A 14,335-nucleotide genomic window follows, 5' to 3' on the forward strand; every position below is an offset into this window, starting at 1 on the left:
TTTTCGTCTTGCCTGACCTTCGTCTCAAGACTTTTCAAACAGACCCCAGTCCATGCTTTGCACAGGAAACAACGGCGGCAGCCTATGTCGGTACTTGAAAGTTCTAAGTGGCAAGTGTCCTATCCCCCTTCGCTGGATTTCGGCCAGCAACTGACTCCCGATCAACTGCATCTTTCGATGCAGGCGACCATGTCCCGTCATGAAGGCGGGCCGGTATGGCTGTTCGCCTATGGCTCGCTGATCTGGCGTCCGGAATGCGATTCGGTGGAGCGCCGGCGCGCGCGCGTGCATGGCTATCACCGCGGTTTGTACCTCTGGTCCCACGAGCACCGCGGCACGCCGGAATGCCCAGGCCTGGTGTTCGGGCTCGACCGCGGCGGCTCGTGCAGCGGCTTCGCCTATCGCCTGGAAGAGCGCTGCCTGGAAGACTCCTTGCGCGCCTTGTGGCAACGCGAGATGCCTTTCCCGGCGTATCGTCCGCACTGGCTGACTTGCCGCCTGGACGACAGCAGCAAGGTACAGGCGCTGGGCTTCGTACTCGAGCGCCACCTGCCGTGCTACGCCGGCAACCTGCCCGACAGCCTGCTCAGCCAGATCCTCGCCAATGCCAAGGGCCGCTTCGGCACCACGCGCGACTACGTGGAACAGACGCTCAAGGCCCTGCGCACGCACCAGATGCCCGACCGTGGCCTGGAGGCGCGTTTCCAACGCTGCCACGACGCCCGCCACGCCTGAAGCTCACTGGCCGACGCCGATCCACTCCACCAGTGCCCGCACCTTGGGCACTTCAGCAGCATGCTCGGCGTAGGCCAGATAGTGCTTGCCCGGGCTTTGCATCGCATGCTCCCAGGCGATCACCAGGCTGCCTTCGGCCAATTCGCGGCTGGCCAGGTAGCGCGGCACCAGCGCGACGCCGCAGCCCGACTGAGCGGCACTGAGCGCCATGTAGAAGGTATCGAAGCGCGGCCCCTGGTAGCTGTTGTCGGTGTGCAGGCCCTGCTCCAGGAACCATTCATGCCAGGCCTCGGGCCGCGAGGTGCTTTGCAGCAATACCCTTGCCGCTACATCGGCCGGCCCCTTCAGCGCGCCCTCGCTGAGCAGCTCCGGCGCGCACACCGGCACCACCTCCTCGCCGAACAACTCGATACAGGTCGCGCCGGGCCAAGTCCCTCGTCCATAGAAGAACACCACGTCGGCCGAGCCTTGCAGCAAGGCGAAGGGCTCCATCTCGTTGCGGATGTCCAGGTGAATGTTCGGGTGGCGCTTGCCGAAGCCCTTGAGCCGGGGGATCAGCCAGCGCACGCCGAAACTCGGCTGGGTGGCGACCTTGAGCACTTCGGTCTGCTCGCCGTAGGTCAGGACGTAGCGGCTGGACATGTCCAGCTGAGTGAGGATCTTGTTCACCTCGGCCAGGTACAACGCGCCGGCCGGGGTGAGCTGCAAGCGCCGGCGGATACGCAGGAACAGGTGATGGCGCAGCAGCTCTTCGAGCTGCGCCACCTGTTTGCTCACCGCGCTCTGGGTCAGGTGCAACTCCTGCGCGGCACGGGTGAAGTTCAGGTGGCGAGCCGCCGCCTCGAAACACTGCAGGGCCGTCATCGACGGGACCAGGCGCTTGGACATGGTTTTTCTCGAGGCAGTCAACCATTCCCTAGGGGAATGATTAGTGGAATAAAGGTCATTTGTGGCAGCGAAGCAATCGGATTAATACTGATTGCCCGTCACTTTTCAACCGTCCAAACGATTCCAGGAGAAGCACCATGGTTGCTGGATTGCTCGAGCGTCTCGGCGTTGCCGCTGCGGATTACACCCAGGGCGACCATCCTGTCCACACGCCGATCGACGGCAGCCGCATCGCTTCGGTGACACTGCTGGGCAAGGACCAGACCGTGGCCTGCATCGACCGTGCGCAGCAAGCCTTCGAGCGCTGGCGCGATGTGCCGGCTCCGCGTCGGGGCGAGTTGGTGCGCCTGTTCGGCGAGGTGCTGCGGGCGCACAAGGCCGAATTGGGCGAACTGGTGAGTATCGAGGCGGGCAAGATCACCCAGGAAGGCTTGGGCGAAGTGCAGGAGATGATCGACATCTGCGATTTCGCCGTCGGCTTGTCGCGTCAACTGTACGGCCTGACCATCGCCTCGGAGCGCCCCGGCCACCACATGCGTGAATCCTGGCACCCGTTGGGTGTGGTGGGGGTGATCAGCGCGTTCAACTTCCCGGTGGCGGTGTGGGCGTGGAACACCACGCTGGCGCTGGTGGCGGGCAACGCCGTGGTATGGAAGCCTTCGGAGAAGACCCCGCTGACTGCCTTGGCCTGCCAGGCGCTGCTGGGCAAGGCGCTGGACGCCTTCGCCGATGCGCCCCAGGGACTGAGCCAACTGGTGATCGGCGCCCGTGAAGCCGGCGAGGCCCTGGTCGACGACCCGCGTGTCGCGTTGATCAGCGCCACGGGCAGCACCCGCATGGGCCGCGAAGTGGCGCCACGGGTGGCCGCGCGCTTCGGTCGCTGCATCCTGGAACTGGGTGGCAACAACGCCATGATCCTCGCCCCCAGCGCCGACCTGGACCTGGCCGTGCGCGGCATCCTGTTCTCCGCCGTGGGCACCGCAGGTCAACGCTGCACCACCCTGCGCCGACTGATCGTCCACCGTTCGATCAAGGACGAAGTGCTCACTCGCCTCAAGGCCGCCTACGCCAAGGTGCGTATCGGTGATCCGCGCCAGGACAACCTGGTCGGTCCGCTGATCGACCAGCAATCGTTCGACGCCATGCAGGGCGCCTTGGCCCAAGCCCGTGACGAGGGGGGGGCCGTGTTCGGCGGCGAGCGGCAACTGGCCGAGCGCTACCCGAATGCCTACTACGTGGCGCCGGCCATCGTCGAGATGCCGACCCAGAGCGCGGTGGTGCGTCACGAAACCTTCGCGCCGATTCTCTACGTGCTGGCCTACGACGATTTCGACCAGGCCTTGCACCTGAACAACGCCGTGCCGCAGGGCCTGTCGTCGTGCATCTTCACCACCGACGTGCGCGAGGCCGAGCGCTTCCAGAGCGCCTCCGGCAGCGATTGCGGCATCGCCAACGTCAACATCGGCACCAGCGGCGCCGAGATTGGCGGCGCCTTCGGCGGTGAGAAGGAAACCGGTGGTGGACGCGAGTCCGGCTCGGATGCCTGGAAAGGCTACATGCGCCGGCAGACCAACACCGTGAACTACTCCCGCGAGTTGCCGCTGGCGCAGGGCATCGTCTTCGACTGAGCGATCTGAATACGGGGCCCGGCGTCGGTCCGCGCCCCTGCAAGGCTACGACAAGAACAACATTGCAGGAGCCGGGCCATGTCCGATCTGCGTCAAGCCTGTCTGTGGGAAACGATCACCCGGCCAAGCGTCGCCGTCCAGCCTCTGGCCGGCGAGCGGCGGGCCGATGTCTGCGTGATCGGCGCTGGCATCACCGGGTTGTCAGCGGCGTTGCACGTGCTCGAGCAAGGCCGTTCGGTGGTGGTGCTGGAAGCGCACGAAGTCGGGCGTGGCGGCTCCGGGCGCAATGTCGGCCTGGTCAACGCGGGCACGTGGATTCGTCCCGACGATGTCGAGGCGACCCTGGGGGCCGAACGTGGCGGGCGACTGAACCAGGTGCTCGGCCAGGCGCCGGCCGAGGTCTTCGCCCTGATCCAGCGCCTGGGCATCGAGTGCCAGGCCAGGCACCAGGGCACCCTGCACATGGCGCACAACGCGGCCGGCATTGCCGATCTGCAGGCGCGCCAGGCGCAATGGCAGCGACGCGGCGCCGATGTGCAACTGCTGACCGGCGCCGCCTGCCGCGAATACTGCGGCACCGAGCAGATTGCCGCCGCGCTGCTCGACCGCCGCGCCGGCACTCTCAATCCCATGGCCTACACCCAAGGGCTAGCCGACGCCGTGCAGCGGCTGGGCGGCGTGCTGTTGCAGCAGTCGCCGGTGCAGGCGCTGGTGCGTGACGGCGACGGCTGGCAGGTGACGACTGCCGGCGGTAGCGTGCGGGCGCAGCAGGTGGTGATCTCGACCGGCGCCTACACCGAAGGCGACTGGAACGTGCTGCGCAAGCAGTTCTTTCGCGGCTACTACTACCAGATCGCCTCGAAACCGCTGCAGGGGGCGGCGGCGGACCAGATCCTGCCCCACGGTCAGGGTTCGTGGGACACCCGCACCGTGCTCAGCAGCATCCGTCGCGACGACCAGGGCCGCCTGCTGCTCGGCAGCCTCGGGCGGGTCGACAACAAGCCAGCCTGGTTCGTGCGCCGCTGGGCCGACCGCATCCAGCGTCACTACTTCCCGGAACTGGGCCAGGTGCCGTGGGAGATGCACTGGACCGGCTGCATCGACTTCACCCCCGATCACCTGATGCGCCTATTCGAGCCGGCGCCGGGGGTGGTGGCGGTGACCGGCTACAACGGTCGGGGCAACACCACGGGCACGGTGATCGGGCGCGCCTTCGCCGAGTTTCTGTTCAAGGGCGACCACCAACACCTGCCCATTCCCTTCTCGCCGATGAAGCCGGTCAGCGTGCCGTCGTTGCGTACATTGTTCTACGAATCAGGCTTCTCGCTGTATCACGCGGGGCAGTGTCTGCGGGTCGTGCTGTAGGTGAATAATGATTTTGGTTATTAATAAATAGCTTCTTATTCCTTTGAGAATATAACTGTCTCCTTATACTGGTGCCCCAAGACACCCCAGTTCCAAGGAGGCGACCCCATGCGCAGTGCATCCATTCGTTACCTGATTGTGCCGGGCTGGCAAGGATCGCCAGACAATCACTGGCAGAGCCATTGGCAGCGCAGCCTGCCCAACAGCGTCAGGGTCGAGCAACTGGATTGGCTGACGCCGCAGCGCGGCGATTGGGTGGCGGCGCTCGACCAGGCCATCGTCGCCGAGCGTTCGCCGGTGATCCTGATCGCCCACAGCCTGGGTTGCATCACCGTGGCCCATTGGGCGGCGCAGGCCAGCCCGAGCGCGCTACGTCAGGTCCACGGCGCCCTGCTGGTGGCGCCGGCGGATGTGGAGCGGCCGACCTGCGCGGCGGCGTTGCGCAATTTCGCACCCATTTCCACGCAGCCGTTGCCGTTCCCCAGCCAGGTGGTCAGCTCGGACAACGACCCGGCCGTGAGTGTGCCGCGCGCACTCGCCTTGGCCAGCGCCTGGGGCGCGGAGGTCGGGCTGCTGAGCAATGCCGGGCACATCAACGTCAAGTCCGGCCACGAACGTTGGGAGCAGGGCTTCGCCTATCTTTTCCGGCTGCAAGGGCGTATCGACCAGCAGGCCCTGCGTCGCGCCTGAACACGCTTTTCACCGTTGCACCGCGCGCTGCGGGGCGGGAGTCTGCCATGAGTTTCAATCACCCTTTTGGCCAGCCGTTGCTGACCTTTCCCGAGCTGGACAAGAGCCCATTGAGCATCCGCGCCAAGGCGCTGGTGTTCGTCGATCCGCGCTCGCAGCAACTGCGTGAGGCGCTGGAGCGCCTGGCGCCACAGCCGCTGCCGGTGTTGATCCGCGGTGAGACCGGCACCGGCAAGGAGCTGTTGGCGCGGCAGATTCACCGCGCCAGCGACCGTGCCGGGCTGTTCGTTTCGGTCAACTGCGCAGGCATCAGCCACACCTACGCCGACGCCGAGCTGTTCGGCTACAGCGCCGGCATTCATGGCGGCAGCGCCAGCAGCCGTGCCGGCTGGTTCGGCTCGGCCAACGGCGGCACCTTGTACCTGGACGAGATCGGCGATTTGCCACTGACGATCCAGGGCAAGCTGCTGGCCGCCTTGGAGAATCGCGAGGTGACGCGGGTCGGCGCGCAGCAGCCGCAGGCGGTGGACGTGCGCCTGGTCGCCGCCTCCAGCATCGACCTGGCTCAAGCGGTACGCGCCGGGCGCTTCAATGAACGGCTGTACCTGTACCTGCACGAAGGTGAGCTCGAGCTGCCGCCGCTGCGCGATCGGGTCGGTGACATCCTGCCGTTGGCCGAGTATTTCGTCGGTATCTACAGCGCCCGCCTGGAGCGGGGCGTAGCGCTGATCAGCGAGGCCGCGCAGCAGGCGCTGGAGGCGCACAGTTGGCCGGGCAATACCCGCGAGCTGGAGAACGTCATTCACTTCGCCTTGCTGCAGGCCGAGGGTGAGGAAATCCTGCCGCAGCACCTGGACCTGCCGGACCGTTCGCCTCTGGCCAGCCTGGAGACGCGGCTGGCCCAATTGGGCCGCAGCCGCGAGCCGCAGACGCTCGCCGCACTGCGTGCACTGCTGCAGAAATATCTGACCGAGCTCAAGCCTGGCGCGGGCTAGAGGGGATTCAGAGTGCTCAGAAGCGAAAGCCATGATGGCTTTTTGTTTTTGGAATAAGCACTGAATTAAAAGATATTGTTAGGGCATAAAAATTACCGGTATTGTCCGCTCCACGCCCGCCGCTTGCGGTGCGGCACCTGAATTCGCCATCGTTGATGGCCTAGGCTCAAGAACAAGGATCACCATGAAGAAGACCCTGCTGACCACGGCGTTCGCCGCTGCGCTGTCCCTGTCCGGCCTGTCCCAGGCGGCCGAGAAACTGGTGGTGGCAGCCACGCCCGTGCCCCACGCCGAAATCCTCAAGCTGATCAAGCCGACCCTGGCCAAGGAAGGGGTGGATCTGGAGATCAAGGTCTTCACCGACTATGTGCAGCCGAACGTACAGGTGGACCAGAAGCGCCTGGATGCCAACTACTTCCAGACCCTGCCGTACCTGAAGAACTTCAACGAAGGCAAAGGCACCCATCTGGAAACCGTGGTCGGTGTGCACGTCGAGCCCTTCGGCGGTTACTCGAAAAAGGTCAAGAGCCTCTCCGAGCTGAAAGACGGCGCCACCGTCGCCATCCCCAACGAGGGCAGCAACAGTGGCCGCGCTTTGCTGCTGCTGCAGAAGGCCGGGCTGATCACCCTGAAAGACCCGAGCAACGCCCTGGCCACACCGAAGGACATTGCCCAGAACCTGAAGAAGCTCAAGTTCCTCGAGCTCGAATCGGCCATGCTGCCGCGTGTGCTGGATCAGGTCGACCTGGACATGATCAACACCAACTATGCGCTGGAAGCGGGCTTGAATCCGGCCAAGGACGCCCTGGTGATCGAGGGCAGCGACTCGCCTTACGTCAACTTCCTGGTCGCCCGTCCTGACAACAAGGACAGCGATGCCATGCAGAAGCTGGCCAAGGCCCTGACCAGCCCGGAAGTGAAAGCCTTCATCGAGAAAAAGTACCAAGGCGCAGTGCTGCCAGCGTTCTGATTCGCCGCTTCAGCGCTCCACCGGAAAACGCCGACGCTTTTGCGTCGGCGTTTTCGTTTGTGGAAAGACAGGGCGGGTGATACTCAGCGCGCGCCGTTCAGCGCCTTGTACAGGGCCAGCAGCCATTGCAGTTGTTCAGGGGTGGGAGGGGGAGTGGTGTGGGGCATGGGATCATCGCTCAAGGCCGAAGTGCCTGTCGTCCGGGAGCTGTTTGAGGGCTTGGGACGAGGAAAGATCCGGAGAGGGCAGATGAAATTTCCAAGCCGGCAAGTGGGTGATATCAATATGCAATAAAGGTATTTAGAGAAAATTTTTTATGCCTTTAGAGTCTACCCATGGTGCCCACCGGCGCCCTCCACGATGACCCGCGCCGCTGAGCGAACCTCGCGCCGCACAGGGAATGTTCGCCATGTCGTACCCCGTAGAACCTGCACCGAGACGTCGTCCATGACGTTCGATACCGCCTTCTTGCTCAGCACCTTGCCCGCTTTCGTCAGCGCCGTCGGCGTGACCCTTCAGGTCGGGTTGATCGCCATCGCCACGTCGCTGCTGGTGGCCCTGTTCAACGCCGCACTTCTGGTGCTGCGCACGCCCTACCTGTGGCGCATGGTCAAGGGCTACGTGGAGTTGGCTCGCAACACGCCGTTGCTCATCCAACTGTTCTTCGTCTACTTCGCACTGCCGAGCCTGGGCCTGAAGGTTTCCGGCTTCGCGGCGGCGATCATCACCCTGACCTTCATGGGCGGCGCTTACCTCACCGAGGTGCTGCGTGCCGGCGTCGAAGCGGTACCGCGTGCGCAACTGGAATCCGGGCGCGCCATCGGCCTGTCCGAGGGCCAGTTGCTGCGCCATGTGATCCTGCCCCAGGCCAGCATTCTCAGCCTGCCGGCACTGTTCGCCAACTTCATCTTCCTGCTCAAGGAGACCACCGTGGTGTCGGCGGTGGCGGTGCCGGAAATCCTCTACACCACCAAGAACTACATCGCTTTGTACTACAAGACCTACGAGATGCTCACGGTGCTGACGCTGCTGTGCGTGCTGCTGTTCCTGCCCCTGTCGCTGCTGCTAAGGGCACTGGAAAGGAGGCTGCAACATGGCCAGTTCGGCAATTGAGCTGTTGCTGGTGTCCTTGCCGCAACTGACCAGGGGCGCGGCGCAGACCTTGGCCATCTCGGGGTTGGGCATCGTTTTCGCGACCGTGGGCGGGGTGTTGTATGGCGTGTTGGCCACGCTCGGTAGACGTACGCTGAACATCGCCCTGCAGGTCTACTTGGAGCTGTTTCGCGCCATTCCGGTACTGGTCTGGCTGTACCTGGTGTTCTTCGGTCTGCCGATCGTCTTTTCCGTAAGCATTCCCAGCTTCTGGTGCGCCGTGCTGGTGCTGGGACTGTGGGGCGCCAGCGAGATCGGCGAGGTGGTGCGCGGTGCGCTTACCTCGCTGCCGCGCGGACAGCGTGAGGCAGGGCTGTCGATCGGCCTGTCCGGGCTGCAGCTGTATGGCTACGTGTTGCTGCCCCAGGCGCTCAAACGCATGACGCCGCCGACCATCAACCTCTACACCCGCATCGTCAAGACCAGTTCGCTGGCCGTGCTGATCGGCGTGGTCGAGGTGATCAAGGCCGGCCAGCAGATCATCGAGCGCACCTACGAATCGGTATTGATCTACGGCGCTCTGTTCCTGTTCTTCTTCTTCGTCTGCTATCCGCTTTCGGCCGCCTCGCGCGCGCTGGAGCGCCGCTGGGCACATTCATGAATGCATTGATCGAATTCCGGGGTTTCAACAAGTTTTTCGGCGAGCACCAGGTGCTCAAGGACATCGACCTGCAGGTGCAGGCCGGCGAAGTGGTGGTGATTCTCGGTCCCAGCGGCTGCGGCAAAAGCACGCTGCTGCGTTGCCTGAATGGTCTTGAAGCTGCGCACAGTGGCAGTTTGCGCCTGGACGGGAAGGAATTGTTGCAGCCCGGCACCGACTGGCGCCAAGTGCGTCAGCGGGTCGGCATGGTGTTTCAGAGTTACCACCTGTTCGGTCACATGAGCGTGATCGACAACCTGTTGCTCGGCCCGCTCAAGGTGCAGAAACGTCCACGTGCCGAAGCCCAGGCCCAGGCCGAGACGCTGCTGGCGCGGGTCGGCTTGCTGGACAAGCGCGATGCCTTCGCGCGCCAGCTCTCAGGCGGCCAGCAGCAGCGTATCGCCATCGTTCGCGCGCTGTGCATGAATCCCCAGGTGATGCTGTTCGACGAGGTCACCGCTGCCCTCGACCCGGAAATGGTCAAGGAAGTGCTGCAAGTGATCCAGGGCCTGGCCCGCGACGGCATGACCCTGCTCATCGTCACCCACGAAATGGCCTTCGCCCGCGCGGTGGCCGATCGCATCCTGTTCATGGAGGCCGGCAGGATCCTTGAACAGAACGACCCCGAGAGTTTTTTCAGTCGACCGCAAACCGCACGCGCGCAGCAGTTCCTGGACAAGTTCTCCTTCGTCGAAAGCCTGCCGAAGACAACGCACAAGGAGCTGTCATGAAAACTGCCCACCTCACCAAGCTGCTGGCACCGCTGTTCGGCCTGGCGCTGCTGGCCGGCTGCGACAAGCCGGCCGATTCCTCGGCGGCAGCCAAACCCGCTGCCTCGGCCAGCTACCTGGACACCATCAAGGCCCGCGACAAACTGATCGTCGGGGTCTTCACCGACAAGCCGCCGTTCGGCTTCGTCGATGAAAAAGGCCGCTATGTGGGCTTCGATACCGACATCGGCCGCCGCTTCGCCAAGGACCTGCTCGGTGACGAGAACAAGGTCGAGTTCGTGGCCGTGGAGCCAGCCAGCCGCATTCCATTTCTGCAGAGCGATAAAGTCGACCTGATCCTGGCCAACATGACCGTCACCCCGGAGCGCAAGGAAGCGGTGGATTTCACCAACCCCAACCTGCGGGTGGCGGTGCAGGCCATCGTCGCCGACGGTAGCCCGATAAAGGCCCTCGACGACCTGGCGGACAAGACCATCATCGTCACCACTGGGACCACCGCTGATATCTGGCTGAGCAAAAACCACCCCGACTGGAAGCTGCTCAAGTTCGAGAAAAACAGCGAATCGCTGCAGGCCTTGGCCAATGGGCGCGGCGATGCCTATGCCCAGGACAACCTGATCCTGTTCAGCTGGGCCAAGCAGAACCCCGGCTATCGCGTGTTGCCGCAATTGCTGGGCGAGGAAGCGCCCATCGCGCCGGCGGTGAAGAAGGGCAACACCGAGCTGCGCGACTGGGTCAATGCCGAGCTGGCCAGGCTCGGCGAGGAGAAATTCCTGCTCAAGCTCTATGACCAGTACGTGCGCAAGGAGCTGAGCGACGATACCCCACCTGAAAGCGTGATCGTCGAAGGCGGCAAGTGGCAGGGCTGATCGCCCATTCAAGCCCCTAGCGCGCCGGCACCAGGCGCAAGGTGCTCTGCGCCGGGATCACGCCCATCTGTACCTTGCGGTAGCGCCCTTGCACGTAATCCTCGGCCTGGTCGGCGTAGTGCCGGTCGAACGGCACGCCGCTCTGGCCCACGGGGTTGATGGTCAGGGCCTGGGCCGGGTCGGCGAAGTCGATCAGGCGCCGGGTCGAAGGCCCGTAGTTCACTGGCCAGGGCGCCGGGCCGATCTTCGCCGAGAGGTTGTTCGGCACTTCATGGCTGCCGGGCGCGGCAAAGGGGCCGACGTTGAACAGCAGGTTCAACGGCTTCTGCTGCCCCAGCGGGTGATTGTGGCTGAGGGCGTGGACCTTGCCCCATTGCCAGAGGCCCGGATCGTCGCCGTACAGCTCGCGCAGATGCGCCAGGCTGCGCTGCCAGGCCAGGCGTACGATGGCGGTGCGGTCGGTGGGTTGCGGGCTACCGCGCAGCGTCCACCAGGGTGAGTCCACCTCGGCGGCCAGGCGCGGCAGCGCGGCATCGATGGCGCGGGTGTTGATCAGCGCCTGGAACCAGGTATCGCCCAGTTCGTCGTGCAGCGCAGCGTAGGCCAGCTCGTAGAGGAACTGGTTGAACAGCGTGGCGCTGGTGGACTCCAGCGGATAGTCGCCACCCCAGGCGGCCAGTTGCTCGACCAACTCCTGCTGCTCGACGCCTTCGGCCACCTGCCGCAGGGTATTCAGCAGCGGCGCGAGAGTGCGTGGGCCGTAGTCGGTACGCGTATCGAGCTGCAGGGCCTGGCTGTTGTCCAGGTCCCATTTGACGTGCGCAGCGGACAGTTGGCGCTCCAGTTGTCGACCACGGTCGGGCAGGTTGTAGTAGCCGGGAATGGGCATCGCCGCCGGGGGTTGATAGTTGGCCGAGACGATATAGCCGCTGGCCGGGTTCTCTTGCTGGGGGTTGGCGCTGAAGGGATAGAAGCCAAGCTTGTCGGCCTGGGCACTGCTGCCGTCGAGGATGAACGTGGGGTTGACGCCCTGTGGACGGATCGGCAATTGCGCGGCTGCCCACCAGCCGATGTCGCCCGCGGCGTTGGCCCACACCAGGTTCAAGCCCGGTGCGTGGATCTGCGCGGCGGCGGCGCGCATCTTGTCCAGGCTGTCGGCGCGATTGATCTGGTAGAAGGCCTCCAGAATCGGATTATCGGTCTCCAGGAAGGCCCACCACAGGGCGACCGGCGTAGCGCCAGCGGTGTCGCCGAGCACGTCGTTGACGATCGGGCCGTGGGGCGAGCGGCGCAGGGTGATGCTCACCGGCGCCTCGCCCTTGACCGCGATCTGCTGCTCGGTGCGTTCGAGTCTGTGCCACTGGCCATCGACCAGCACCTGATTGGCGTCATCCGGATGGGGCTTTTCGGCGATCAGGTCGACGTCGTCGTTCTGGAACATGGTCAGGCTCCAGCCGAAGTCGCGGTTGTGCCCCAGCAGGGCGAACGGGTTCAGCGCCTGGAAGTGACCGTACAGGTTGAAGCCGGGGGCCGACAGTTCGGCCTCGTACCATACCGCCGGCACCGCGAAGCCAATGTGCGGATCGCCGGCCAACAGCGCTCGGCCGCTGCGCGTGCGGCTGCCGGCCACGGCCCAGGCGTTGCTGCCTTCGAACTGGGCCATACCCGCATCGCCCAATGCTTCGTGGCTCAGCCGCGCCAGGTTTTCCAGGCTGCGCCAGTCGCTGGCGGCCAGGGCCGGGCGCAGTGCGCCGTCCGGATGCCAGTCGAGGTCGAAGATCTTCAAGTAGTCGGGGCCGAGTTGGTCGCGGATGTAGGTCAATGCCGGTTCGGTGCGGAATGCGGCGGCGAAGCTGTAGGCCAGGTAGCCGGCGACGCTCAGGGTGTCTTCGGCGGTGAAGGGGCGTTCGGCGATGCCCAGCAGGTCGAACTCCACTGGCCGCGGATGGCTGCTTTGCCAGCTGTTCACACCGTCGAGGTAAGCCTGCAACGCCTGCCAGGACCGCGATTGAGGGTCTGCGCGTGCGGCCATGCGGGCCGCCTGCTCGCGAATGCGCAGACTGCGAAACAGCGTGTCGGTGGGCACCAGCTTGCTGCCCAGCACCTCGGCCAGCTCGCCACGGGCCAGGCGCCGTATCAGCTCCATCTGGAACAGTCGGTCCTGGGCGTGTACGTAGCCCAGGGCGCGATACAGGTCGGTTTCGTTGGCGGCCTGCAGGTGCGGCACGCCGCGTCCGTCGTAGCGCACGGCCACCGGTGCGCTCAGGCCGGGCACGGTCGCTTCGCCGGCACGTTGTGGCAGCTTGGCGTGTACGTACCAGTAGCCGGCGCCCGCGGCGCTGGCCACGACCACCGTCAGCAGCATCAGACGACGTTTCATGGGGCTCCCTGTGATTTTGCGCTGTGTGCGAGGTCAGATGATCAGCGCAAAAGCGTCTCGAAGAACAGACCCCCGCAGGAGTTTCCATGTCCCTGAGCGAAAAACAGAAAATGCTGGCCGGGCAGCTCTATCACGCTGGCTGCCCCGAGCTTCAGGCCGAACAGATGGCCAACAAGCGCTGGATGCAGCGCTACAGCGAAAGCGCCTTGCTGTCCAAGGAGGCGCGCCATGCCTTGCTGCAAGCGCATTTCGCCGAGGTCGGCGAGGGCGTGGTGATCCGCCCGCCGTTCTATTGCGACTACGGCTACAACATCAGCGTGGGCAGCAACACGTTCATCAACTTCAGCGTGGTGATCCTCGACGTGCTGCCGGTGCGCATCGGCGACGACTGCCAGATCGCGCCCTCGGTGCAGATCTATACCGCTGACCATCCGCTGGATCCGGCCATGCGCCGCACGGGCCTGGAAAGCGGGCGGCCGGTGACGATCGGCAACAACGTGTGGATCGGCGGTGGGGCGATCATCCTGCCAGGCGTCACCATCGGCGACGACGCCGTGGTCGGCGCCGGTAGCGTGGTCACCCGCGATGTGCCGGCCGGTGCGGTGGTGGTGGGCAATCCGGCGCGGGTGCGCGATTGATCAGGACCGCCAGGGGCAGTAGCAGCCGCTGGCCAGGGCGTTGGAGGCATCGACGTGGCGTCCTTGCAGCAGCGCGCGCAGTACCGGTTCGATGAAGCTGTTGCTCGAATTGCACACCGCCCCTGCACTGTAGGGGCCGAAGTAGGCGAGCCGGCCTTCGCGGTCCCAGATGGCCACGGCAGGCGAGGCGGGAAGCTGCTCGCTGCCGGGCAGCTCGGCCAGGGGTTGCAGGGCGTCGAGGTTGGCCGGAAGCTGGCCATGGCTGCCGGGCTTGCGCAGCACATGGAAGGTCACGCCCTGGGGCGCGAAGTGCTCGACCAGCTCGGCCAGGTGCTGCTGGTTGCCGACGTTGCACGGGCAGGCCGGGTCCCAGAAGTGCACCACCCGGATCGCTCCCGGCCCGGCGAGCCCGGCCGGCAGGCGCAGTGTGCCGCCCTCGAACAGCGTGGCGGAATCGTCGAAGGTGCGCAGGTAGCGAGACTGGAAGCTGTCGTAGGCCCACCACAGGGCGGCGGCGCAGAGCAGGGCGGCAAGCAGGGTACTGAGGGTCTTCATGGAGTGTCCGCTATGGGGCGGCGGCACACTGGATCGAGCGCCGGGCGAAGTCGTCAGCTTGCCATGGCCGGGCGCAGAGCTGAATATCGCAGATCAATA

At 64.9% G+C, this 14,335-nt stretch carries 14 protein-coding genes; 11 read left to right on the top strand and 3 right to left on the bottom strand.

Features of this window, described 5'->3' with window-relative positions; translation table 11 throughout:
• Window positions 1-84 precede the first annotated feature (84 nt).
• Window positions 85-735, top strand: a complete 651-nt coding sequence (locus GKC70_RS00700) for a gamma-glutamylcyclotransferase (RefSeq protein WP_342650149.1) — start codon at window positions 85-87, stop codon at window positions 733-735.
• Between the two features lie 3 nt (window positions 736-738).
• Here the strand turns inward: GKC70_RS00700 and GKC70_RS00705 are convergent, their stop codons facing one another.
• The gene (locus tag GKC70_RS00705) at window positions 739-1,623 is read right to left on the bottom strand and encodes a LysR family transcriptional regulator (RefSeq protein ID WP_304482949.1); all 885 of its coding nucleotides are present in this window, start codon (window positions 1,621-1,623) and stop codon (window positions 739-741) included.
• A gap of 137 nt (window positions 1,624-1,760) precedes the next feature.
• Here GKC70_RS00705 and GKC70_RS00710 point away from each other — a divergent pair, with 137 nt between their 5' ends.
• The 9 genes from GKC70_RS00710 to GKC70_RS00750 all read left to right on the top strand — a co-directional run bounded on the left by GKC70_RS00710 (window position 1,761) and on the right by GKC70_RS00750 (window position 10,663).
• The gene (locus GKC70_RS00710) at window positions 1,761-3,251 is read left to right on the top strand and encodes an aldehyde dehydrogenase family protein (RefSeq protein WP_342650150.1); all 1,491 of its coding nucleotides are present in this window, start codon (window positions 1,761-1,763) and stop codon (window positions 3,249-3,251) included.
• A 78-nt stretch (window positions 3,252-3,329) separates the two neighbouring features.
• Window positions 3,330-4,616: an FAD-binding oxidoreductase gene (locus GKC70_RS00715; protein WP_342650151.1), complete on the top strand. Its 1,287-nt coding sequence runs from the start codon at window positions 3,330-3,332 to the stop codon at window positions 4,614-4,616.
• Between the two features lie 108 nt (window positions 4,617-4,724).
• Window positions 4,725-5,306: an alpha/beta hydrolase gene (locus tag GKC70_RS00720; RefSeq protein WP_039581886.1), complete on the top strand. Its 582-nt coding sequence runs from the start codon at window positions 4,725-4,727 to the stop codon at window positions 5,304-5,306.
• A gap of 47 nt (window positions 5,307-5,353) precedes the next feature.
• On the top strand, window positions 5,354-6,301 hold the full coding sequence (locus GKC70_RS00725; RefSeq protein WP_304482944.1) for a sigma 54-interacting transcriptional regulator: 948 nt from the start codon (window positions 5,354-5,356) through the stop codon (window positions 6,299-6,301).
• A gap of 184 nt (window positions 6,302-6,485) precedes the next feature.
• Window positions 6,486-7,271: a MetQ/NlpA family ABC transporter substrate-binding protein gene (locus tag GKC70_RS00730; protein ID WP_342650152.1), complete on the top strand. Its 786-nt coding sequence runs from the start codon at window positions 6,486-6,488 to the stop codon at window positions 7,269-7,271.
• Between the two features lie 447 nt (window positions 7,272-7,718).
• Window positions 7,719-8,384, top strand: coding sequence for an amino acid ABC transporter permease (locus tag GKC70_RS00735; RefSeq protein ID WP_039581882.1), 666 nt, complete (start codon window positions 7,719-7,721; stop codon window positions 8,382-8,384).
• On the top strand, window positions 8,365-9,024 hold the full coding sequence (locus tag GKC70_RS00740; protein WP_029614740.1) for an amino acid ABC transporter permease: 660 nt from the start codon (window positions 8,365-8,367) through the stop codon (window positions 9,022-9,024). Before GKC70_RS00735 ends, GKC70_RS00740 begins: the two co-directional genes overlap by 20 nt.
• Window positions 9,021-9,794: an amino acid ABC transporter ATP-binding protein gene (locus GKC70_RS00745; RefSeq protein WP_342650153.1), complete on the top strand. Its 774-nt coding sequence runs from the start codon at window positions 9,021-9,023 to the stop codon at window positions 9,792-9,794. The genes GKC70_RS00740 and GKC70_RS00745 overlap by 4 nt, the downstream gene beginning before the upstream one ends.
• The gene (locus GKC70_RS00750) at window positions 9,791-10,663 is read left to right on the top strand and encodes a transporter substrate-binding domain-containing protein (RefSeq protein WP_342650154.1); all 873 of its coding nucleotides are present in this window, start codon (window positions 9,791-9,793) and stop codon (window positions 10,661-10,663) included. Before GKC70_RS00745 ends, GKC70_RS00750 begins: the two co-directional genes overlap by 4 nt.
• A 16-nt stretch (window positions 10,664-10,679) precedes the next feature.
• On the opposite strand, the gene GKC70_RS00755 is transcribed toward GKC70_RS00750, so the two are convergent.
• The gene (locus tag GKC70_RS00755) at window positions 10,680-13,043 is read right to left on the bottom strand and encodes a penicillin acylase family protein (protein ID WP_342650155.1); all 2,364 of its coding nucleotides are present in this window, start codon (window positions 13,041-13,043) and stop codon (window positions 10,680-10,682) included.
• 86 nt (window positions 13,044-13,129) lie between these two features.
• Here GKC70_RS00755 and GKC70_RS00760 point away from each other — a divergent pair, with 86 nt between their 5' ends.
• Entirely contained in the window at window positions 13,130-13,681 is a 552-nt protein-coding gene (locus GKC70_RS00760; protein WP_029614743.1) for a sugar O-acetyltransferase, read from the top strand.
• Here GKC70_RS00760 and GKC70_RS00765 read toward each other — a convergent pair whose 3' ends face one another.
• Window positions 13,682-14,236, bottom strand: coding sequence for a DUF6436 domain-containing protein (locus GKC70_RS00765; RefSeq protein WP_039581874.1), 555 nt, complete (start codon window positions 14,234-14,236; stop codon window positions 13,682-13,684).
• Between the last annotated feature and the right edge of the window lie 99 nt (window positions 14,237-14,335).

Source organism: Pseudomonas sp. REB1044 (assembly GCF_038813925.1).
GTDB lineage: Bacteria > Pseudomonadota > Gammaproteobacteria > Pseudomonadales > Pseudomonadaceae > Aquipseudomonas > Aquipseudomonas boreofloridensis.

Bases quoted from the DNA above. Each gene is read 5' to 3' on its own strand.
- GKC70_RS00700 (WP_342650149.1), top strand. From the start codon at position 85: ATGTCGGTACTTGAAAGTTCTAAGTGGCAAGTGTCCTATCCCCCTTCG.
- GKC70_RS00705 (WP_304482949.1), bottom strand. From the start codon at position 1,623: ATGTCCAAGCGCCTGGTCCCGTCGATGACGGCCCTGCAGTGTTTCGAG.
- GKC70_RS00710 (WP_342650150.1), top strand. From the start codon at position 1,761: ATGGTTGCTGGATTGCTCGAGCGTCTCGGCGTTGCCGCTGCGGATTAC.
- GKC70_RS00715 (WP_342650151.1), top strand. From the start codon at position 3,330: ATGTCCGATCTGCGTCAAGCCTGTCTGTGGGAAACGATCACCCGGCCA.
- GKC70_RS00720 (WP_039581886.1), top strand. From the start codon at position 4,725: ATGCGCAGTGCATCCATTCGTTACCTGATTGTGCCGGGCTGGCAAGGA.
- GKC70_RS00725 (WP_304482944.1), top strand. From the start codon at position 5,354: ATGAGTTTCAATCACCCTTTTGGCCAGCCGTTGCTGACCTTTCCCGAG.
- GKC70_RS00730 (WP_342650152.1), top strand. From the start codon at position 6,486: ATGAAGAAGACCCTGCTGACCACGGCGTTCGCCGCTGCGCTGTCCCTG.
- GKC70_RS00735 (WP_039581882.1), top strand. From the start codon at position 7,719: ATGACGTTCGATACCGCCTTCTTGCTCAGCACCTTGCCCGCTTTCGTC.
- GKC70_RS00740 (WP_029614740.1), top strand. From the start codon at position 8,365: ATGGCCAGTTCGGCAATTGAGCTGTTGCTGGTGTCCTTGCCGCAACTG.
- GKC70_RS00745 (WP_342650153.1), top strand. From the start codon at position 9,021: ATGAATGCATTGATCGAATTCCGGGGTTTCAACAAGTTTTTCGGCGAG.
- GKC70_RS00750 (WP_342650154.1), top strand. From the start codon at position 9,791: ATGAAAACTGCCCACCTCACCAAGCTGCTGGCACCGCTGTTCGGCCTG.
- GKC70_RS00755 (WP_342650155.1), bottom strand. From the start codon at position 13,043: ATGAAACGTCGTCTGATGCTGCTGACGGTGGTCGTGGCCAGCGCCGCG.
- GKC70_RS00760 (WP_029614743.1), top strand. From the start codon at position 13,130: ATGTCCCTGAGCGAAAAACAGAAAATGCTGGCCGGGCAGCTCTATCAC.
- GKC70_RS00765 (WP_039581874.1), bottom strand. From the start codon at position 14,236: ATGAAGACCCTCAGTACCCTGCTTGCCGCCCTGCTCTGCGCCGCCGCC.